Here is a 19714-nt window from a genome sequence, read left to right as displayed (position 1 = left end):
ATTCATGCCCCATCTTCTGGAACGTAGTGCCGTAACTGGGGCTGTTGCCACGGGTATCCGAGGTGTTGAATGCGTCGATGGTCTCTTTTCCCAGCATTTCCGACAGGTCTTTCAGGGTGGTGGGTTCGGAGCCGCCCAGAAAAATTTGAGAATCCATGTTGCCCACGATGGTATCTGCGTTGTCCTTGTAGATAGCTTTCAACTGGCTTCTCGCCTGCAAAACAAGGCAGGCAGAGATCTCACGGCTGCGGATGGTCGCCACCAACTTTTCCAGATTGGGGATTTGCCCGATGTTGGCGCACTCGTCGATCAGGCAGCGGACATGGACAGGCAGCTTACCGCCGTACACATCATCGGCTTTGTCGCAGAGCAGATTGAAAAGCTGGGTGTAGATCATGGAAATCAGGAAGTTAAAGGTGCTGTCCGTATCGCTCATGATGAGAAACAGCGCCGTTTTCCGGTCGCCCAGCTTGTCCAGTTCCAGCTCATCGTACATGGTGGCATCCCGGACTTCCTGAAATAGCGATAGGTAATCCTTTGATATTATCTCTGGATTTTCCCCCGCCCTAAACCGGGCGTGAACCTTTCAGCTCACCCGGCTTGCCATCAGAAACGGAGTTTATTTCATCTCAACAATTTTCAACGTGAACAAGGCTTCTTAATTTATCGAGTTTTTCTTTCTGCTTTTGGTCAAGGTTAAGAGCTTCCAGATACTTTTGAATGGCATCAGAGCTTGTTGCATGAATCAGATGATGAACATCTTCACATACCAACACTAAATTTTGATAATTATCCTTACCGCCAAACTGACGTGGCACTTTGTGGTGACAGTGAATATCCCCAATAGAAAGCATCTTGCCAGAAACTGCGCACTTTCCCAGTTGAGCCGAATAAAGTGACAGCCTGTTGTCGTTGTACTCGATAGAGCGATACAAAATCGGATTTCTCATCATATAATGAAGAACTGTCATGTCGATTTTGTTCAAGTTTTTGTGAATTTCGGCTCTACCTTCCGGCGTATAGGAATTGATTTTGCGGTTCATGGATTTGAGGGGCTTATGCCGTATGTAGCCAATCGGAACAACTGCGTGTCCCCCTACATATCGGAGCTGTCTGCTTTCCCCATAGCGTTCTCTGATTACTCTTGGAGTATCATACGGAAGATTTCTTTTCTTGACTTGTTTAGCAGTTTTGACTCGTTTTCGTAGTCTTGCCTTTAGGCTCTTGTGGACAGATAAGGCGAATGGTGTGAGATCATCACAAACTTTTGTTGCCATCTGATAGTAATCATGGATTCCCATGACATAGGCATTGTAACGGCAAATTGCTTGATATTCGGTACGTTTGCCTTGCGCTGGGAACTCAATGTCATAAATCAGACGCTTTAGAGTTGGTTTTATTTTCGCGATGGATTTCTCTCGGATGTGGCTTTCTACCACGTATCTTGTGCAACCGTTCTTTTGCTTCCCGCGAGGAATGACTTTCAGCTTAAAACCAAGAAACTCAGAGTATTGTTCCTTCAGGTTAATCACCTTTGATTTTTCTGGGCTGATTTCAAGATTCAATCTCTCTCGGAGCCAGCTTTTGGTTGCATGAAACAGCTTTACTGCGTTTCGATAGCTGTTGGTAAATATTTTGAAATCGTCAGCATATCGAACACAAGTGATTTCTTTTAGCTTTGTTCTGCGCAGTGCAGAGAATTTGTGACTTTTGCTTACACTTCCGTTTGCATTCGTAGTTTCCTTATAAGGAAAGTTTGTTGGAATTTCTTCCCATTGGCTGGCAAGCCACCAATCCAATTCGTTTAACACGACATTGGACAGCAAAGGGGATATTATACCGCCTTGTGGCGTTCCGACTTCTGGAAAGCCAATTCCAGCAACTTCTGCTTTCAGCATGGCTGAAATAATGCTAAGAAGCTTCTTGTCACGAATCCCGATGGTCCAGAGCTGTTTTAACAGTTTCCCATGGTTCACATTGTCAAAGAATCCTTTGATGTCTATGTCAACGACATAGTACAAATGACTTCGCTGCATATCTTTGTGAACCTGAGCGAGTGCGTGCTGCTGATTTCGATTTGGCCGAAAACCATAGCTGTGGTCGTGAAATTTTGCCTCACATATCGGCTCCATAACCTGCAATACACATTGCTGTATCAGTCTGTCCATAATTGTTGGTATCCCAAGCGGACGTTTCTTTGTCGGGTCGTTTCCCTTTGGAATTTCTACCCTTCGTACGCTTTGAGGAACATACCAATCCAGCTTGCGCTGTACAGTAGAAATCAACTGTTCATCTGAGAGCATTGCTATTTCTGCAATTGTTTTTCCATCTGTGCCGGGTGTTGTACTTCCGCGATTCTTCTTGATATTACGGTATGCCAGACGAATATTTTCTGGAAGAGAAATGTTTTCAACCAAATGCTTGAAAACTTTTCCTTTACAGCTGTCAGCATACAGTTTGTCTTGTATTTCTTGAAAGTCGTAATACTCGGCGCGCCTTAACTTATCTTTCTTTTGTGCCTTTCTTGTTGCCATAGTCGGTTACTCATCTTCGCTTTCGTTTGGATTTTCGCCTTTCTTAGTCTTACTCGAACCTATGATAATTGTTGATTATGATTTTATTTCTGTTTCTGACTACAGCCCGTCCCTCCACCGCTTACTTTATTTGCGGTTTCATTGGTACCATGGCTGCTCTTTCCTCCCGAATTAAGAATGGTTATACCGTACCTCCTCACAAAAGAGGCGATGCGATTTTCCCACTCATGCTTCATCGTGCGTATCCACTCCACATCCGGGACTTTCCACGTTCCGATATTCCTATCTGTGCATAATACCTTTAGCTCAACCCTTTAGGCCTGTATGCTGGATGATGCCTGTAACATCATAGGGAATTTTATATCGACAAATCTTACTTTACCCCACATACGCTGTTTTCACAGCTATGGCATTTCTGCCATATCCCGTTCTAGACCTGTACATTCGGGCTTTTGTCAACGGTGGTCAACCGTATTCTGAACATGGGCACTTTATAGACCTCCGGCCTAACACCCTCGGCCACCTCTGGCTCGGTTTTGCTTTATTTCCATAAAAGGAAACAGTCGCAGGTGCATATAGCCGACTTCAGCGTGCTGTGTCAGTTGCGGAAAATACGTTCCGCTTCTTCCAACGCAGTATCAAGGGAAGCGTTTCAGGACGTTACTCCGTCATTCCACTTCTCGGAATATCAGTTAGAAAGGCTAAGACCTTTCTGTCACTTTTACCTCTTTGCAGGATAATCCCACGCGGAGTTTATATGCGACAACGTGTCGCTACACTATCAAAGGGAGCCAGTCTTGCACCGCAGGAAATCAAGATGCTTTTGGCTGTCTTGCCAGAGACAAATTGTCAAGGACTTTTTAATCAAATTCACAAAAAAGCCACAAAAAAGTGCCAGAAGCAGATTTTAGCTCCTGACACTTTTGCGGATGGGTTATTTGCTCCTGCTTAACAGTTCGTCGCAAAGGTACGCATATTCCGGCAGTTGGCCGATATAGGGTTTCCAGCGCCGCTTAATCTCGGCCAGTTCCAGCGGATCGGCGTCCTCGAAGTCATGGTCGTTTCCGGTCATTCCAAAAACATCCAGTGCTATATCATTCAAGCACTCATAACAAAGGCCAGCAGCGGACTCTATCCAGTTGCCGGTATCAATATAGACTGGGTCGATAGATATTGCCAGCCACACATAGCCGACCTTGTCCGACCAAACCAAATCATAAGCAGTCATTTGTTGGATGTGTTTCTCGAACACTTTACGGACGCGCTCAATCTCATTTTTCTCTTTTTCTGTGTACAGCATTTTCATGTCCTCCTTGGCTAAAAGTTTTGGCGTGTACCATCATCAGTTTAACACAAGACGGCTTCGTTTATCAGTCTGTCACATCTGCTGAATTTCATTTTTGAGCATACGCTTGATTTTATCGCTCATGGTTTCTGTGCTGGTATTGCTGAAATGGACATGAACCTTGTAGGTTGTCTTGCCGATTTTCTTTACCATCGCTGGCGTGTTTTCCGGCGCTCTGGACGCAGTAGCGGCGTCTGCCACCTGCATAGTACGGGGTTCTTTGTTCATGGCGCTCCTTTCTCCGAACGGGTCTGTGCCGCCCGGTAAAAAATCAATCGTGCTTACTGTTTACAACGTCTTTTGCTGTCTGTCGGGTAGCACCGGCATTTTCTTCCCGGAAATTCTTCCCGTCAAAAAGAATCGGCGCACACCGTTCCAGAATACGGTCATAGATACGGGCGTGGGCCAGATCAGGCGGTTTTTTCAGCTCGGACAGTTTCAAGTTTGTTGTGATAATCATGGGTCTGCGGCTGCGGTAGCGGCTGTCGATGACGAAAAACATCTGCTCCATGGCATATTCGGTACTGCGCTCTACGCCCAGATCGTCAATGATAAGTAGGTCATATTCGTCAAAGCTGGTGATAAAGTCGGCCCTGTCCTCGGAAAACATCCCCGTCAGGCGGTTCAGGATGGTGGGAAAGTTCGTCATCAGCACCGGCACATCCCGGTCAAGCAGGGCGTTGGCAATACAACCGGCGAAAAAGGACTTGCCGGTTCCCACATCCCCGAACAACAGCAGGCCGGTGTTGTTTTTATATGCATCCTTCCAGTTCTCCACATAGGCGCGGGCCTTGTCCATCAATGGGTTTTGGCCGTTGTCGTTGGCAAAGGTGTAGTCATAGAGATAGCGGTCTTGCAAGCCCTGTGCCTTTCGGCGTTTGATACGCTCCATGCGGCGCTTCCGTTCTTCAGCAGCCTTGCGCTGCTCTTCAGCCTCCTGCTGGCACTGGCAGATGCAGTGCGGCATAAAGTAGCCGGATTTCCCAAAGCATGGCACAACGGTCTGCCTCTGTCCGCCGCATTTCTTACAGTGGATGAGACCGTCTGACGGATCTATATACTCGTCCTCAGCCAGTTCCACACCGGCAGCTGCCTTGTCGATCAGCGCCCGGATTTCTGCGGTAATCTCCATCATACGGTTTCATCCTCCTTTACGCTGTAATCGCGGTTGCGGGTGGGCGGGGCCGCCTTTTTCGCGTCCTCACCGGCCCAGCGCCGGATGGTGGCGGCATGGCTCTGATACCGCTTACCGGTAGAGGCCATGTATTCGGACAGCTTTTCGATGTACTGGCCCCATACAGTGGGAAAACTGGCCTGCAAGTCTGCCAGTTCCTCGTCCGTCAGGAAAACATTCTGGTAACGGCCATAGGCGCGGGCGCTCTCACTCTCTCTATTCTCTATACTCTTATCTCTAATATCTAATCTCTTATCTCTAATCTCTGGTGGACAAATGTCCCCCTGGCTATATGGTGGACAAATGTCCGCCCCGCCGGATGGGAGCAGTTTTTGACGCTTCAATCGCATACGCTCTTTCTTTTTCCGTTCCCCCTCGGTAGAGGATTGGCCGATCAGCAGTTGGATGTCGGTCATGTAGTAGGCCCCATCGGTCAAAATCTCCACAAGGCCAAATTCAAGGAACACCTTCAAGGCCCGTTCCACCGTCCCCACCTGATGGCGGGTAAAGGTGGCGATGGTCTGGGGCGTGTGGGGCAGATGGTCATTGAGCATGAGGATACCGCCGCTTTTGAGTGACATGAGGTACATTTTCAGCAGCAGATTGGAGTACAGCAGGCCATCCTGCATACTCTCCAAAATAACCATCGTTTCGCTGTTGTAGAAGTTTTCTTTCAGCTTGAGGTAGTAATATTTTCGATTGTCTGACATAGGCTTCCTCCTTGGGGTTTCTCTTGGGATTCTGTACGCATTTTAAGGCCGTTTTAGGGGTCGGAGGATAAATCTATCAGCCTGCCTTTGACACCCCCGAAAAAAGCCTTGATTTACAAGGGTTTTTCAGCCCCTAAAGCGTGACATTTCTCCCGTTGTTTCCGCTTGCGCTTTGCGGCGTTGATCCGCTTCATGCGTGCGGCACATTCCGGGCAGTATTTGGCTCGGTTGGAACCGGGGGTAAACAGCGCCCCACATACAGCGCATTTCTTAGCATTTAGCCGGTGGAACAGCGCCGTTTCCAGTTCCTTATCCTGCGGCAATACCGCCGCCCGAAACCACCTGCACAACAGGGAGTAGGAAATAGACTGGACACAGACACATTCCTCCCCATCGTCCAGAGCGATACAGTTTCCGTCGATGTAGTTGCAGCACTCATGCACCAGCCTCCGCGCTCTGCGGTACTGGCGGTAATCCATGACGGGGATAGGTTCAGTCTTGTTGTTCTTCATAAATGATTTCTTTCATAGTGCAGCTAACCTCCTTGAATGAATTTATTGTTAAATATTCGTGCAAAGTATTGTTTTCTTCGTGCAAATGGCATATACTATAATTGCCAGCAGAAAGGGGTTGATCGTATGGCTGGAAATACCACAAACATCAGTATCCGCATGGACGCAGATTTGAAAGCGCAGGCGGACGCACTGTTTACGGAACTTGGCATGAACCTGACTACGGCGTTTAACATCTTTGTGCGCCAGTCGCTTCGTGAAGGCGGTATTCCCTTTGAGGTAAGGCTGGAACAGCCGAACAAAGAAACGGTTGCTGCCATGCTGGAAGCGGAAAGGATTGCAAAAGACCCGTCTGTAAAGGGCTATAATGACCTTGACGAGTTGTTTGCTGACCTGAAAAGATGAAAGAAACCAAATATACCGTCAAGTACACGACCAGTTTCAAAAAAGACTACAAACGAGCCATCAAGCGTGGCTTGAAGATCGAGCTGCTGGAGCAGGTCGTAGCATTGCTGGCAATGGGCGAACCGCTGCCGGATAAGAACCGCGACCATGACCTGTCCGGCGATTGGGCAGGCCATCGGGAATGTCATATTCTCCCGGACTGGCTGCTTGTCTATCGCATAGAGGATGATGTTCTGGTGCTGACGCTGGCCCGCACCGGCACACACAGCGACTTGTTCGGCAAATAAACAGTCTGCCGCCGTATGGGGAAACCTGTACGGCGGTTTTTCTGTATGCAAAGGTATGTCGTGAAACGCGACGTACTTGACAGGGGTACGTCAAAACGCGGTAGCCTTTACCGCTCCGGCCCACGGTCGTGAGACTTGTCCCTTTCCTGTCGGGACAGCTGCTCGGCGGTTTTGCGGAGCCGTTCCACTGCTTTCAAATCCTCCCTCATGGATTTCATGGCAAGCGTGTCCGTCTGCTTTCCGGCGATCAGCTGGTCGATTTCCCGCTGCCATGCCTTCGGGGTGATTGCCTCACCGCTGTCTTTCAATTCTTTCAGATACCGGGCTGCTGCGTCATACAGGATCAGTTCCCGGCTGTGGCGCTGCTCAAACTGTTCCCGCTTTTCCGGCTTTACTTTGGCAAGCTGTTTGTGGATGGGCTTGTACTGGTTGTACTGTTCCCACATCTCCCCGCGTTCGGTAAGAATGGCGATCCGGCGCTCAGCCTTGACGATCTTTCCCCGCAGGTCATAGTAACGGCTGTTCATATCAGCGATTTTTTCATGGAGCTGCTGCATAGACTGGATGCCGTTTGCCTGCAAAAAGCTGAATAGTGCAGCGCTTTCCTGCAAGGCCCGGATTTTGCCGGTGCGGGTGCGGGGAGCGTTCAACTGCTGCTGGGCTTCCCACAAGGCGGTCAAGCTGCTTTGCTGCGTTTGTGGTTTTTCCGCTTCGGCTTTTGACCAGCGATAAAGACGGGTAATGCGGGCTTTAATTTCTTTCAGCAGTTTGTTGTCGGCGGCGATCTGCCGGTTTACCTCTCCCTTGTCGGTGCGGATACCGCGCTTTTCCATTTGGCTGGCAGCTGGCCCCAGATGGACAGAGGGGATTTTATCAATGCCCTGCCGCTTGTAGCTGCGGTGGTCAATGCGCTCCGGTCTACCGGCAGATTCCAGCGCCCGGTTGGTGTAGGCTGCCCACGCTGCCCGCCAAATCTCCACATTTCCTTTATCGTTCCAGTCGGTCGTATCCTCCCGATGATTTTTCCAGCCGCCTTTCCCATCCGGGATGCGCTGTCCGTTCTCGTCCAGATCGTATGCCTTGCGGCACTTTGCACCCCACTGCCCGTTTTCTTTCAAAGGCCGGAGCGTCAGCATGATATGGACATGAGGGTTGCCGGTTCCCTTGTCATGGATAGCAAAATCGGCGCACATTCCTTTGTCTACAAAGTTGTCCTTCACATAGGCACGCACAAGGGCAAGCTGTTGTTCGCCGGACAGTTCACGGGGCAGAGCTGCTTCGATCTCGCGGGCAAGCTGGCTGTCCCTTGCTTTCTCGATTTGCTCCACGCTGTTCCAGAGGATAGATCGGTCTGCAAATTCCGGCGGCGCGTTGGCAGGCAGCATGATCTCCGCATGGACAATGCCGCCTTTCCGGGTGTAGTCGTGGGTCATTCCATCCCATTCATTTGTCAGCTTGGTTCCGCTGCGGTAAGCAGCTGCGGCAACAGCAGAACGGCCTGCGCTGCGCTTGATAATACTGACGGGGATATGACAGAAATCTATGGGGAACACCTCCTTTCAGTGAGGGGATAACAGGCTCTGTGGAGCCGGGCATACGCAAAGCGGGTGTCTGGCTGCGCAGAGCGCACAAGGGGTTTGGGGAGCGTAGCTTCCCATCGCGGACGAAGTACGCAACGCCCCCGGCAGGGCGCACAGCACCGGCAACGGTGTATAAGTGCGCCCTTGTAAACAAGGGACTTATGGCGTGTCCCCGGATTTTGGCAGGTTTGCAGTCAATTCCACAGCCCCCGGAAGATGGGACAGGGCAATTAGAAATGCTTTGACCTCTGCGCCGGAAAGGTTGGGAGCCAGCGGAAAAATACCCTCCAAAATGGCTCCGCGCTCAATCAGGCGGCGGGTGCGAACCCTGCGTTCTTCGTTCCGCTGCTTGTTCTCCAAAATCTTCTTGCGGTTCTCAAGCTGCCGGATCTCCTTCAGGACTTCCTGCCGTTCTTCTTTTTGTGGGGCTGTAATTTTTTCGTTCATGTCATGCACCTCTTTTCTTTGGAAACGCTCATAGATTGACCGTCCATTTCTGACGTGCAAAGTACCGGCGCAGCCTCCGCAGTGCGGCGTGGATGGATTTTCCCGCCTGTGATGGTGTGATACCCTCCATTGCGGCAATATCTTTCACTTTCATACCCAGCATATAGCGGGCATGGACACGGCGAGCCTGCATAGGCGGCAGGGAAGAAATGGCTTCATACAATCGCCGTATCAGTTCTTCGTATTCGGCTAATTCTTCTTTTTCTATCAGATAATCTTCCGGCGATGGCTGCGCCCAGCCGATTGCAGCATTTTCGATTCCATCGTTACAATCGAGGGAGTAAAACGCCTTATACCGGAACATCTTGCGCTCTCTGGCAGCCTCGGCCCTCTTATCCAAAAGAAACGCTTCGACGATCTCATCGGACACCTCCACAAAAATGTCCTCTTTGAAAAATGGATAATATTGTTTGAGATTGATGGTCTGCATAGGCACGCCCTCACTCTGTTTGAAAAAGGCCATCATAAAAGCGGCGCATATTCCGCAGCCCCCGGCGGATGGCAACGCTGACCTTGCTGCTGTGGACACCCTCTATCCGAGAGATTTCCGGCTGCTTGATACCGGCAATGTAGTAGGCGTGAACACGGCGGGCCTGTGTCGGAGTGGCATGAGCCAGAGCCACCGGCAGAGCTGCAATCAGGTATAGGCGGGTGGTCTTTTCTTCTCGTTCCAGCAAAATATCTTCCGGCGATCTGCTGTGTTCCAGTGCGTAATTTTCCAGCCAGCTGTATGCGTCCAGAGAGTAGTAGGCGCGGTGGTAGACTTTCCGGCGCTCATAATTCTCCATCTCCCGCTGGGCCTGATACATCGCTGCCCATACCTTGTCTGTAACATCCACAAACTCGTCATGCCGGTAGTGGGGATACATCCACCGCAGATTGATTGTTTTCATAGGCTTACCTCCTGAAAATCGGAGAGGCGGGCAGCTTGTCCGCTGTCCGCCCCTCGCTGAGATAAGGGAAATAATCCCTTTCACTTGGTAGCCCGAAAACAGGTCATTCGTTAAGCCTGTTCTCAGAGAAATTTATAAATTTTTTTCTGACCGCCTCCACACTTTGATAAACAGCCACTTTGGAGCAGCCGCACAGCACACCGATCTCTGCAAGGCTCAGCCCGTCAAGCGCATAGAGCAGGAACCGGCGGCGCTGGGCCTCGGTACAGGTGTCCAGAACAGCCATCAGCTCATGCAGCGTTTCCATGCGGCAAAGGTGTTCCTCCGGCGTTTCGCCGTAGACCCCTACACCCTCGGTGGTAATGATGTACTCGTCAAACTCCCGGCCATCCCAATGCCGCCGCTGTTCATGGAAGAGGTTCTCCGTTTTATGATCGGCCCGGTCAAGAAATTCATAGACTTCCAGCGTAACCTCCACGGCCACAGCTTGTCCGTTATAATTGATGGTAACTTCCATCTGCCTTTCCTCCATTCAGATTTTTTTAGTAAATCTGAATGGGGCGGCGGGGAGCGGCACCGGGGCCAGGGTTCGGGCCATGCTGGCCCGATGTTCCGGCTCCATAGGGACAAAAAAGCGCCCGGACAGCAAAAAGCTATTCGAGCGCAAAAACTCCAATATTCACTTACAGAATGACAATTTTCGCACCGGCTACCAGACGGGGCCTGTTCGTTGACTGGGCTTTTTTTGACGGTAGTGAAATATCGTCTGAATTTGTCGGCGGTCAATGTGCTTCATGGCGGTTCCCTCCTAAAGCCGCCGTGTCAGCGTGTAGTCGTCACTCCTTTGTTGAGGGCATAAGGAACGGCGGCCTTGATGTTACTCAAAACCGCCGCAGTACCCGGAAAATCCATTATGGGCGCACGAAGCTGCCTGCCCTGCAACGGTTTTTTTCTTTCCCCGTCTTGCGGGGCAGGATCGCTTGTCTTATTTGGTTTAGGTTTGTTCCTGTTCGGCTGCCTCTTTCAGCCGTGAAAAGCTCTCATCGCTGATGATGTGTTCAATCCGGCAGGCGTCAGCCTCCGCAGTCCTGGGGTCAACGCCTGCGGCGATAAGCTGCTCGGTAAAGAAGCAGTGACGCTCGTAGATTTTTTCGGCTACCTCGCGGCCCACATCGGTCAGATGGAGAAAGTGATCTTCGTCCATAGTGAGAAAGCCGCCGTCCCGCAAGATAGCCACTGCATGGCACACGCTGGGCTTTGACACCTCCATGTGCCGGGCCACATCTACGGAGCGTACCATACCGCGTTTCTTTTGGAGAACAAGGATGGTTTCCAGGTAGTCCTCCCCGGACGCATGAAGTTTGTTCTTGCTGCTCATTATGCCAGCTTCCAGTTTTTAATAGATTTCTCTTTTTCCCACATAGTTTGATAAAGCGGCACGGTCTGCAACAGTTCTTCATGTTTCCCACAGCCTTGCAATATGCCGTCAGATAGGACAAGTATCTGATCTGAATTTTGGATATAGGACAAAGTGTGTGATACAAGGAACACCGTCTTGCCCTTAATCATTTCTTCTATGCCCTTCTGTATTGCTACGGCATTTTCGGCATCCAGACTGGACAGCGCCTCATCTAAAAGAATGATCGGGGAATCTTTCAAAATTGCCCTCGCAATAGCGACGCGCTGACGCTCTCCACCGGAAAGGCTTGCGCCGCCCTCGCTGATAACCGTTTGATAGCCCTGTGGGAGCTTTTCTATAAATTCGTGACAGTGAGCCTTTTTTGCCGCCTCTACCACCTGCTCGTCCGTTGCGCTCTGGTTTCCCATTCGGATATTATTCATCATGGTATCCTGAAAAAGATATACTTCCTGAAAAACGACACTCACATGACGCACCAGATCACTATGCTTTAATGTTGCCGCATCTTTCCAATTCAACAGAATCCGCCCGTTTTTCGGCGTCACGAATCCCGGAATTAAATTAAGGAGAGTGGATTTGCCGCTTCCAGAAGGACCCACCAATGCAGTGATCGTTCCGGGTTTAGCTGAAAAACTTACATGACTAACTGCGTCACGCTTTCCATCATAGCTAAACGATACATTTTCAAACCGTACATCGGCTTGTGTATCTGCAAACTGTGTAGTTCCCTGTTTTTCATTTTCGGTCGGCAGGTTGTTGATTTCTGCTATATTATCCAACGATGCGTTTGCAAGATTCATCATGGCAAAGGAACCCATCAGAGCTTCCAGCGGACGGTAAAAAATAATACCCATGATTGCAAAAAACAAATAGGTTGCCGGGGCTAATGAACCAGAACGAACCATTGCAATGCCAACACCCAAACTCAAAAACAGGCCCAGATTCAGGCAGATTTTATAACCCATGCTCCAATTCGTCAGCGTCGCTTCATAACGGTCAGAAGCCGTGCAATATCCGTTCACCTGCTTCTCCACGAGCTTACCGGATTGCTCCAGCCGGTATGCCTTGATCGTTTCCATGCCCTGTACATATTCCAGCGTGGAATCAATCATTGCCACCTGCGTATTTTTCTTCTGCTCTCCCAGTTGAACCATGCTCTTTTGAAACTGCTGGTAGAGGATATAGCCGGGGATGATCCCCGCAAACAGAAGAAGCGCCATACGCCAGTCCACACTAAGCAGCATCAGAGCAAATACAACCGTCATGATCATGCTGGAAACGAAACCGGCAATAATCTCCATGATATTCATTTCCACGAAACTTAAATCAGTTGTAAACAAAGATGTAAGCTGGCTGATCTTGTCTTTTGTAAAGTAGTAGAGCGGAAACTGTTTGATTTTCGCCGCAATCGAAAGACGTTCATCCCGCATCATGGCATAAGATACCGGGCGCTGTTTTGCAATCGTAAAGTAATAAAAAACAAAATGCAGGACAGTATAGACCAGAAACATAAGGCTATACTGCATCAGTTTTTCCTTTGTAAACGAGCCGCCCAAAATATCTTTTATCGCAAGGAACAGCATGAAATATATCGCGCCCTCACAAATTGAGGTCAACGCCTGAAACAGCCACGCAAGATAAAGCTGCTTTTTGCGCTCGCCTGCAAGGTCTAAGAATTTCCTTATCATAGCAATCATGCGTTTACACCTCCCATTTTCCATTGATCGGATTGTTCAAAGGCCGCCCACATATCCTGATACGGGGAGCAACGGTTTATCAATTCATCATGTGTGCCGCAGTCAATCACTTTGCCCTGTTCCAGAACCACAATCGAATCAGCTTCCTTGATACTGGAAAGACGGTGCGCTATTACAAGTACGGTTTTTCCCTCTGATAATTTAGCTAGCGCCTTTTGCAGTAAATCTTCATTGTCGGCATCAATGTAAGCCGTTGCCTCGTCAAGAATCACGACCGGCGCATTTTTCAGAATCGCCCTTGCCAATGTGATTCTCTGTTTTTCACCGCCGCTCAACTTGGTTTCCTTGTCTATCACTGTGTCATAGCCCTTTGGAAGCCGCATAATAAAGTCGTGACATACGGCATCCTTGGCTGCCTGCATCATTTCTTCCTCCGTGGCCTCTGGGTTTCCCATCATAATGTTATCCCGGATGCTCTTTTTGAACAGGAACGTATTCTGGGTCACAAAGGAAATCTGGGACATCAGATCGGATAGCGGAATCTGGTTCAGCGGTACGCCGCCCATACAAATCTGTCCCTCGGTTATATCCCAAAACCGGCAGATCAGGCTGGCCGCTGTACTTTTGCCGCTGCCGGAAACACCGGCGAGCGCCGTTACTTTTCCGTCAGGAACAGTAAATGAGACATCTTTTAATACCGGCTGTTCTTCCCCATAGGAAAATGTAACGTGTTCAAACGCAATCGTGTGGTCGGCAAGTTCTGCCTTTGAGGTCGTATCCGCCATTTCATCCAGCTTCAGAATTTCGTCTATCTTTTTTGCAACAGAGGCGTTCATGCCGATATAATCAAAGTTATTAGAAACAGTTTCCAACGGAATCAGCATGGCAAGCCCCATAAACAGATACATAATATAGCTGGCCGCTGTCACGCTGCCGGAGAGGTACATCAAACCGGCAAGCGGAAACAGGAACACAAGGTTGCTGTTTAAGTCAGTATGATTGAAAGCAACATATTTCAAGCAGCTTTGGAACCACTCTGTTACAACGGTGCTGTAAGTGCGGATGCTTTCTGACAGGCGGCCATAAGTGGATTCGTCGGCAGCAAATATCTTCAGTTCTTTCATACCGTTGACATATTCCACCGTCTTAACGCTGACATCGGCAAACGCCTGATTAAATTCGTCCATTTTTTTCATCTGAACGATAATCATAAGAATACCGACAAGAATAAACAGAACGACCGGAATCAGCATGATACCGGCTACCCTGATGTCCAATATCACCAGCAGGATTTCCATACACAGCGGTACAGCGAGGCCGGAAATAATCTCTGGAATGTTATGGGCGTAAAATGTCTCCAACTGTTCCATATTGTCCATAATGATCGTTTTGACCTGCCCGGATGCCGTTGTTTTCACATAGCCCATTGGTAAGCGGGCAATTTTACGGAACAGCTTTTTACGGGTTTCCCCCAATGTCTGGTAGGCTACCTTGTGAGAGATTTTTGTGCCGGTTCCAAACAGCAGATGTTTCAAAATGATTGCTGCGGCAATCAGGCACACATATTGAAAAAGGTTCTCTGTCCGTTCATCCAGGAAACAGGTCACAATACCCCAAACGCCTAAATAGGGCAGGATGCCGCACAAAACAGACAGGACGCAACAGATCACCGCACCAATCAGGCGGCGCTTATTTCTCTTATCAATTAGTCCAAACAGGGCTTTTACATCACTCATTACAATTCATCTCCTCCTTGCGGAATAGTGAAATTCCAAAATCTGTCCGATACTCCATTTTGCCAACCAGGTATAGCAATAGTTCCATGACTTTAATACGCATAAGGTAATTGCGGTACTGTTCCGGCAGCAAGAGCAGTTCGGTAAAAATATGCTCCACACTTTTTGTTGCGGGTGCTATAAAGCATCCGCCCGCTGTAAAAAGTCCTTGAAAATCCATGTCCTCGTCAAACGCGATTGTCCCCAGCATGATATTCAGGCTGTTTATGATCTGCGGCAGATAAGCCACCACTGAAACACCAACAAAAGGTTCTTCTCCAAAATCACAGCTTTTCAGGTGGCTTGCACCATTGAAAACAGAAATATAATGGTCGCTCATAATCATCTCCGGCTGGTCGCTGAACAGCATATTCACTCGCCCATGAAAGCAATAGGTGACTTCAATAAAACGATCTATACATTGGATATTTTTTTGAATTGGAGTTGTGATATGAACATTGCTATAAACAATTTCAGCACCAGGCATCACTTCAAAGCTCTGCATGGTGCCTTTCCCAAATTTGGGAGAAATTGTATATATCTTTGAATCCTTTTCAACGGAACAGTTACCAATCAGCTCATGGAAGAACAGGAGGTCATTTTCCATTCTCCTCAAGGTTCTGCCTCCTTTCTGACCGCAAGAAAAAATCATGTAGTCGATGCAGATTGTCGGGGGAAAGTGGGTAATCTTCCTGCTGTTTTCCGTTATCTAAATGAATCACTCTTGTACAGGCTGCCGCTAAAAATTCGTAATCATGGGTTACAACAAAAATTACCTTTCCCATTTTGGAAAGCGTTTGAAATAACCCCGCAACCTGAATCATGCTGTCATAATCAAGTCCGCTAGTTGGTTCATCAAAAATTAAAACATCCTTACGGCATACCATACTGACCGCCACGGCTGCACGCTGCTTCTGCCCCCCGGAAAGTGTATTGGGATGATGAGTACGGTACTCATAAATACCCAGCCGTTCCATTGCCTGTTTTGCTGCATCCAGATCAGGATGTTTAATTCCAAATACACATTCCTTTTCCAATGTATCGGCAAATAACTGATAGCTTACGTCCTGCATCACCATATAGGAGCGTTTTAACCGGCTCTTTGCGTTCAGTTCTTTACCATCCCAAAGAATTTGTCCCGTACAGTTTGTGTGCAGGCCGCATAGTGTTCTGGAAAATGTAGATTTCCCGGCTCCGTTATGGCCGATAATTCCTATGATTTCTCCCGGTGCCGCACTCAAATTCAAATCGTCCAGAACCAGTTTTTTCTTATAGAACAAGGATAAGTTCCTGACTTCCAAAATCGGCTTTTGAGAATTTTCAGCAAAGGCCCTTGGCTGTACCTTTGACAAATCTAAAGCGCGAAGTCCCATACTATGCCGCTGTTCTTCAGGAATAGAAAGAAACTGGCTTGGAGAAAACACAGCAGATATAGCCCCGTTTTCCATATACGCAATGCGGTCAACTAATTCCCTCAGATAATAAATCCTATGTTCTGCAATTAGAATGGTCTTGCCTTGTTTCTTTAGGAGTTCAAGTGTACGCCGCAAATCCTCAATAGCATCCATATCCAGATTGGACGATGGTTCATCTAACAAGTAAATACTCGGAGACATAGCATAGATGGACGCAAACGCCACCTTTTGTTTTTCACCGCCAGACAATTCAAATATGCTTCTCCCCGTCAGATGTGCTATATCTAAATCCGCAACTGTCTTTGAAATGCGTTCTTTCATTTTTTCCCTTGGATAAGTCAGATTTTCCATTCCAAAGGAGATTTCACTGTCTGTATCTACATTAAAAAATTGAGAGCGTGGATTTTGGAATACAGACCCCACATACTCGGACACTTCATATATGGGATAATCCTGTATATTTTTACCGTCAACATAGGTTGTTCCGGTGACTTCTCCCGGATAAAAGTATGGAATCAGGCCATTCACAAGACGGGTCAATGTGGTTTTCCCACAGCCGCTTCGCCCACACAACAGCACACACTCGCCTTTGTTGATTGTCAAATCAACATCGCGCAGTCCGCCATTTTGTAATGATTCCTGATAGGTAAAAGAAACCTTGTCAAAACGGATCATTAGCCTGCACCCCCTTTCAATTTCAGCCAGATTGACACTGACATAAACAAAGTGAACAGGATAAAGCATACGGCATCCGCAACACTAAAGTGGATTTCCTGCAAGCAGGTTCGGGGCTTCGGATTTTCCAGCCCCCTTGTAACAGCCGCCGCCGACAATTCATCCGCCACTTTCAGTGCTGACATCATCATCGGAACATAGATACATTCCACTGTTCGGGCCGGATGGGTCAGCAGACTTTTGACGGTTGGAGCTACATCGCGCATCCGCATGGCGTCGCTGATATAGCCCCAATCCTCATGCACCATAGGAAAATAGCGGAGCATGACCGTCAGAGGAATAACCATTGCTTTTGGCATATGAATACGGTTCATGGCCGCCATAAATTCATTTACCCTTGTCGTGCTGACTAAAATACCTCCGAGCATGGCACAAGGAAAGATTTTACGGATAAATACGGTAAATGTTACAATCGCAATCTGCAAAGTCCCTGTCAAATAATTTGTTCCAATGATATGCAGAACAACCATTCCCGCATAGACAGCAGCCATTCTTACCGTAAACCGCTTTGCTCCTACAAGGATGCCGAGAATCACAACGCATACAACCAGCGCAATCTCATAGAGTAAAGAGGGCGCAAGGAACAACGCAACATTTCCGACGATCAACAGATATAGTTTTGTGCGAGGGTCTAAATGTAATGTGGCAAGTGTGTCTTTTGTTTGCAGTTGCATCTCCATTACACTACTCCGGCCTTTTCAAAATGCTTTTTCAATAGTTTCTGGCCTACAAGACCGCTGATAGCAGCACAGATCAACACGCCGATAATCATTGCCGGGAGCATCCAGTTTTGCGCGGTTGAAACCATTGTGTCCATATAGGTCTGTTCTGTTCCCTTTTCTACCAAATATTGCACATAGGCGTCGCGGTCAAACCAAAGCATACCGTAGGAGAAAACTGGGCTGAGAACAAAAATCATGTAGGACAACAGGTTACGCCCTTTGTTTCTAAAGTTCCCGGAACCGGCCAGCAGATCGGCCACAACGCCGAGAATACAATATGCCAAACACATAGACCAGTACATACCGAGTACGAACAGTACACCTCCTACCAAAATACCGGTGACAATGATTGGGCCATGCTTCGGCACCTTCGCCAGTATCAGCATATAAACCGGGCCGCACAGCAGCGCAATAGACAGCGGGCAAAGGAAAGTCAGTACAGGGAAGAACCCAAAGATAGCCTCGCCAATCATGGCGCATACCATGTACAAAGCAGCAAGGATGCCGGTGGTAATCAAATCACGCACAGACAGCCCTTTTTTCATTTGTTGTGAATTAGACATTTTCAACGTCCTCCTATTTATTATTTGCTGGCAGAAGCCTCATTGACCTACGCACAAAATCGTGATAGAATTGCTGTGATTAGAGTCAGCTAACCAGCCAGTAATGTCATTCTACTCAGTGATTTTTTGGGTGTCAAATCCGGCAAAAAAGGTCAAAACAGGAGTTAAAAGTGGAAAAACAACCGGATATATCAGTGCTTTTTGTGGTTTTGCTGACAGCCTTTGCGACATTTTGGAGCATAAAAAAAGATACTGCGGATTATTCCGACTACATAAGAAACGGGGGTGAGCAGGATGCAGACCGATTCTACACAGGCCGCGCACGAATTAGGGGATGCTTCTTTTTATCTGCATGATTATCATTTTCGACAGGATAATCATAATGGAATCTGCACCTTGCAGCCGCAAAACAGACAAGGCTATGGAAATATCTATCAGGTTCAACCGACAGATGGATTATTCCTGTCAACCGGAAGCTGGATACCATACGCCTCAATGGAACGCAAATATGAGATCAATCAAAAGCTGGTGAAAATTTATTATTTGGAATCCGGCGGTGTTACCCTGATCCAGAATGGGCGGAAAGCCCAACCTATCACAGAGGGAATCCACCTTTATCTAAATAAGCCGTCACAGGGGCGAGTATTATATCAACCCAATATACCAATCAGCTATGCGTCAGTTTTGCTGTTTGAAGATTACATAGAGAAAAATCTGCAAGACCGTTTTACCCCGGACGATTTTGACTATGCAGAGGTTTATGATTGGAAAGCTTTTGATTATAATACCCCGGAAATTGGAACCCTGTTTTTGCAGATACGGGATAAACTGATTGCTGGCGAAACCTCCCGTCTTTACTACGAAAGCAAAGTAGGTGAACTGCTTTCTATTGTGGCAGGCAACTTTCATAAACAGCGACAGGAGATAGCATCTAAACACCAGTCTCTTTCCAAACAAGAGAAAAAGGCGCTGGAATCTGTACGTCTGGCTATTGAACAGAATATTTTAAACCCACCAGAACTCTCGCAGCTTTGCAAAATAGCAGCAATGGGGCAGACCAAACTTCGAGAATCATTCAAAGCCATGTATGGTGTTCCTATTGGGGCTTATATCCGACAGGCAAAAATGCGGTATGCGCTTTTATTGATGTCAAAACCGAATTTGACAATCGGCAATATTGCAGAGCATTTGGGCTATGCCAATGCAAGTAAATTTGCGGCCACTTTCCGTAAAGTTTATGGAAAATCCCCAGAAGAATATAGGAATCAAAAAAGATGAAGTCAGTCTATTTACACTAACTTCGTCTTTTTGATTATATTGTAATTTATTGTTAGGGAATCAGTCGTTAATCAATTCTGCTAATATGATTTCTTCTGCCTGCGCTTTCAGCGTGTTCATCAGCCCCATCCAGCGCATAGGGTCACAGGCTTTCAGTTCCTC

The 19714-nt window shown here is 47.9% G+C and carries 22 protein-coding genes and 1 pseudogene; 3 read left to right on the top strand and 20 right to left on the bottom strand.

Translation table 11 applies throughout. The annotated features are described in order from the left end of the window. From J3353_RS13895 to J3353_RS13865, 7 genes and pseudogenes are all read right to left on the bottom strand, one after another. A pseudogene (locus J3353_RS13895) lies at positions 1 to 517 on the bottom strand (type IV secretory system conjugative DNA transfer family protein); the annotation flags it as partial. A 112-nt stretch (positions 518 to 629) separates the two neighbouring features. Next, positions 630 to 2534: a group II intron reverse transcriptase/maturase gene (ltrA, locus tag J3353_RS13890; protein ID WP_207685081.1), complete on the bottom strand. Its 1905-nt coding sequence runs from the start codon at positions 2532 to 2534 to the stop codon at positions 630 to 632. Positions 2535 to 3468: 934 nt separating this feature from the next. Further along, positions 3469 to 3834, bottom strand: a complete 366-nt coding sequence (locus J3353_RS13885) for a hypothetical protein (RefSeq protein ID WP_055195003.1) — start codon at positions 3832 to 3834, stop codon at positions 3469 to 3471. 78 nt (positions 3835 to 3912) lie between these two features. Then, the gene (locus J3353_RS13880) at positions 3913 to 4107 is read right to left on the bottom strand and encodes a transposon-encoded TnpW family protein (protein WP_014081137.1); all 195 of its coding nucleotides are present in this window, start codon (positions 4105 to 4107) and stop codon (positions 3913 to 3915) included. Positions 4108 to 4150: 43 nt separating this feature from the next. Further along, on the bottom strand, positions 4151 to 5014 hold the full coding sequence (locus tag J3353_RS13875) for an ATP-binding protein (RefSeq protein ID WP_195250404.1): 864 nt from the start codon (positions 5012 to 5014) through the stop codon (positions 4151 to 4153). Further along, positions 5011 to 5763 (bottom strand): phage replisome organizer N-terminal domain-containing protein, encoded by a 753-nt coding sequence (locus J3353_RS13870; RefSeq protein ID WP_015533369.1) that lies wholly within the window; start codon positions 5761 to 5763, stop codon positions 5011 to 5013. Before J3353_RS13870 ends, J3353_RS13875 begins: the two co-directional genes overlap by 4 nt. 113 nt (positions 5764 to 5876) lie before the next feature. Then, positions 5877 to 6275 carry a cysteine-rich VLP domain-containing protein gene (locus J3353_RS13865; protein WP_015536523.1) on the bottom strand — a complete coding sequence of 133 codons (399 nt, stop codon included), beginning with the start codon at positions 6273 to 6275 and terminating at the stop codon, positions 5877 to 5879. A 126-nt stretch (positions 6276 to 6401) separates the two neighbouring features. Here J3353_RS13865 and J3353_RS13860 point away from each other — a divergent pair, with 126 nt between their 5' ends. Further along, positions 6402 to 6680: a type II toxin-antitoxin system RelB/DinJ family antitoxin gene (locus J3353_RS13860; protein ID WP_005924829.1), complete on the top strand. Its 279-nt coding sequence runs from the start codon at positions 6402 to 6404 to the stop codon at positions 6678 to 6680. After that, positions 6677 to 6967, top strand: coding sequence for a type II toxin-antitoxin system YafQ family toxin (locus J3353_RS13855; protein ID WP_002596328.1), 291 nt, complete (start codon positions 6677 to 6679; stop codon positions 6965 to 6967). The genes J3353_RS13860 and J3353_RS13855 overlap by 4 nt, the downstream gene beginning before the upstream one ends. Before the next feature lie 107 nt (positions 6968 to 7074). Here the strand turns inward: J3353_RS13855 and mobQ are convergent, their stop codons facing one another. From mobQ to J3353_RS13795, 12 genes are all read right to left on the bottom strand, one after another. Then, on the bottom strand, positions 7075 to 8520 hold the full coding sequence (gene mobQ / locus J3353_RS13850; RefSeq protein ID WP_195250405.1) for a MobQ family relaxase: 1446 nt from the start codon (positions 8518 to 8520) through the stop codon (positions 7075 to 7077). 186 nt (positions 8521 to 8706) lie between these two features. Further along, positions 8707 to 8994: a DUF3847 domain-containing protein gene (locus J3353_RS13845; RefSeq protein ID WP_050616851.1), complete on the bottom strand. Its 288-nt coding sequence runs from the start codon at positions 8992 to 8994 to the stop codon at positions 8707 to 8709. Between the two features lie 28 nt (positions 8995 to 9022). Further along, positions 9023 to 9484 (bottom strand): RNA polymerase sigma factor, encoded by a 462-nt coding sequence (locus J3353_RS13840; RefSeq protein WP_050616861.1) that lies wholly within the window; start codon positions 9482 to 9484, stop codon positions 9023 to 9025. A 10-nt stretch (positions 9485 to 9494) separates the two neighbouring features. Beyond that, positions 9495 to 9947, bottom strand: coding sequence for an RNA polymerase subunit sigma-24 (locus J3353_RS13835; protein ID WP_050617387.1), 453 nt, complete (start codon positions 9945 to 9947; stop codon positions 9495 to 9497). A 103-nt stretch (positions 9948 to 10050) separates the two neighbouring features. Continuing rightward, positions 10051 to 10464, bottom strand: coding sequence for an RNA polymerase sigma factor (locus tag J3353_RS13830; protein ID WP_050617386.1), 414 nt, complete (start codon positions 10462 to 10464; stop codon positions 10051 to 10053). Positions 10465 to 10941: 477 nt separating this feature from the next. Continuing rightward, positions 10942 to 11325, bottom strand: a complete 384-nt coding sequence (locus tag J3353_RS13825) for a metal-dependent transcriptional regulator (protein WP_024724761.1) — start codon at positions 11323 to 11325, stop codon at positions 10942 to 10944. Further along, the gene (locus tag J3353_RS13820; protein WP_024724762.1) at positions 11325 to 13064 is read right to left on the bottom strand and encodes an ABC transporter ATP-binding protein; all 1740 of its coding nucleotides are present in this window, start codon (positions 13062 to 13064) and stop codon (positions 11325 to 11327) included. Before J3353_RS13820 ends, J3353_RS13825 begins: the two co-directional genes overlap by 1 nt. Next, positions 13061 to 14800 (bottom strand): ABC transporter ATP-binding protein, encoded by a 1740-nt coding sequence (locus J3353_RS13815; protein ID WP_050004281.1) that lies wholly within the window; start codon positions 14798 to 14800, stop codon positions 13061 to 13063. Before J3353_RS13815 ends, J3353_RS13820 begins: the two co-directional genes overlap by 4 nt. Next, positions 14793 to 15446, bottom strand: a complete 654-nt coding sequence (locus tag J3353_RS13810) for a hypothetical protein (protein WP_050004280.1) — start codon at positions 15444 to 15446, stop codon at positions 14793 to 14795. Before J3353_RS13810 ends, J3353_RS13815 begins: the two co-directional genes overlap by 8 nt. After that, positions 15436 to 16929 carry an ABC transporter ATP-binding protein gene (locus tag J3353_RS13805; protein ID WP_050004279.1) on the bottom strand — a complete coding sequence of 498 codons (1494 nt, stop codon included), beginning with the start codon at positions 16927 to 16929 and terminating at the stop codon, positions 15436 to 15438. Before J3353_RS13805 ends, J3353_RS13810 begins: the two co-directional genes overlap by 11 nt. Continuing rightward, entirely contained in the window at positions 16929 to 17669 is a 741-nt protein-coding gene (locus J3353_RS13800; RefSeq protein ID WP_050004278.1) for an energy-coupling factor transporter transmembrane component T, read from the bottom strand. The genes J3353_RS13805 and J3353_RS13800 overlap by 1 nt, the downstream gene beginning before the upstream one ends. After that, on the bottom strand, positions 17669 to 18274 hold the full coding sequence (locus J3353_RS13795) for an MptD family putative ECF transporter S component (protein WP_015533385.1): 606 nt from the start codon (positions 18272 to 18274) through the stop codon (positions 17669 to 17671). The genes J3353_RS13800 and J3353_RS13795 overlap by 1 nt, the downstream gene beginning before the upstream one ends. Positions 18275 to 18568: 294 nt before the next feature. On the opposite strand from J3353_RS13795, the gene J3353_RS13790 reads away from it, so the two are divergent. After that, positions 18569 to 19552: a helix-turn-helix transcriptional regulator gene (locus J3353_RS13790; RefSeq protein ID WP_050004277.1), complete on the top strand. Its 984-nt coding sequence runs from the start codon at positions 18569 to 18571 to the stop codon at positions 19550 to 19552. A 60-nt stretch (positions 19553 to 19612) separates the two neighbouring features. Here J3353_RS13790 and J3353_RS13785 read toward each other — a convergent pair. Further along, positions 19613 to 19714: TnpV protein (locus tag J3353_RS13785; RefSeq protein ID WP_207685083.1), on the bottom strand; the 102-nt coding region annotated here is incomplete at its 5' end.

The organism is Faecalibacterium sp. Marseille-Q4137 (genome assembly GCF_017377535.1).
In the GTDB taxonomy this organism is placed as follows: domain Bacteria; phylum Bacillota; class Clostridia; order Oscillospirales; family Ruminococcaceae; genus Faecalibacterium; species Faecalibacterium duncaniae.
The sequence above is the reverse complement of the archived record's forward strand: the minus strand, read 5'-3'. Positions and strand labels throughout refer to the sequence as shown.

Bases quoted from the DNA above. Each gene is read 5' to 3' on its own strand.
- ltrA (WP_207685081.1), bottom strand. From the start codon at position 2,534: ATGGCAACAAGAAAGGCACAAAAGAAAGATAAGTTAAGGCGCGCCGAG.
- J3353_RS13885 (WP_055195003.1), bottom strand. From the start codon at position 3,834: ATGCTGTACACAGAAAAAGAGAAAAATGAGATTGAGCGCGTCCGTAAA.
- J3353_RS13880 (WP_014081137.1), bottom strand. From the start codon at position 4,107: ATGAACAAAGAACCCCGTACTATGCAGGTGGCAGACGCCGCTACTGCG.
- J3353_RS13875 (WP_195250404.1), bottom strand. From the start codon at position 5,014: ATGATGGAGATTACCGCAGAAATCCGGGCGCTGATCGACAAGGCAGCT.
- J3353_RS13870 (WP_015533369.1), bottom strand. From the start codon at position 5,763: ATGTCAGACAATCGAAAATATTACTACCTCAAGCTGAAAGAAAACTTC.
- J3353_RS13865 (WP_015536523.1), bottom strand. From the start codon at position 6,275: ATGAAGAACAACAAGACTGAACCTATCCCCGTCATGGATTACCGCCAG.
- J3353_RS13860 (WP_005924829.1), top strand. From the start codon at position 6,402: ATGGCTGGAAATACCACAAACATCAGTATCCGCATGGACGCAGATTTG.
- J3353_RS13855 (WP_002596328.1), top strand. From the start codon at position 6,677: ATGAAAGAAACCAAATATACCGTCAAGTACACGACCAGTTTCAAAAAA.
- J3353_RS13845 (WP_050616851.1), bottom strand. From the start codon at position 8,994: ATGAACGAAAAAATTACAGCCCCACAAAAAGAAGAACGGCAGGAAGTC.
- J3353_RS13840 (WP_050616861.1), bottom strand. From the start codon at position 9,484: ATGCAGACCATCAATCTCAAACAATATTATCCATTTTTCAAAGAGGAC.
- J3353_RS13835 (WP_050617387.1), bottom strand. From the start codon at position 9,947: ATGAAAACAATCAATCTGCGGTGGATGTATCCCCACTACCGGCATGAC.
- J3353_RS13830 (WP_050617386.1), bottom strand. From the start codon at position 10,464: ATGGAAGTTACCATCAATTATAACGGACAAGCTGTGGCCGTGGAGGTT.
- J3353_RS13825 (WP_024724761.1), bottom strand. From the start codon at position 11,325: ATGAGCAGCAAGAACAAACTTCATGCGTCCGGGGAGGACTACCTGGAA.
- J3353_RS13820 (WP_024724762.1), bottom strand. From the start codon at position 13,064: ATGATTGCTATGATAAGGAAATTCTTAGACCTTGCAGGCGAGCGCAAA.
- J3353_RS13815 (WP_050004281.1), bottom strand. From the start codon at position 14,800: ATGAGTGATGTAAAAGCCCTGTTTGGACTAATTGATAAGAGAAATAAG.
- J3353_RS13810 (WP_050004280.1), bottom strand. From the start codon at position 15,446: ATGGAAAATGACCTCCTGTTCTTCCATGAGCTGATTGGTAACTGTTCC.
- J3353_RS13805 (WP_050004279.1), bottom strand. From the start codon at position 16,929: ATGATCCGTTTTGACAAGGTTTCTTTTACCTATCAGGAATCATTACAA.
- J3353_RS13800 (WP_050004278.1), bottom strand. From the start codon at position 17,669: ATGGAGATGCAACTGCAAACAAAAGACACACTTGCCACATTACATTTA.
- J3353_RS13795 (WP_015533385.1), bottom strand. From the start codon at position 18,274: ATGTCTAATTCACAACAAATGAAAAAAGGGCTGTCTGTGCGTGATTTG.
- J3353_RS13790 (WP_050004277.1), top strand. From the start codon at position 18,569: ATGCAGACCGATTCTACACAGGCCGCGCACGAATTAGGGGATGCTTCT.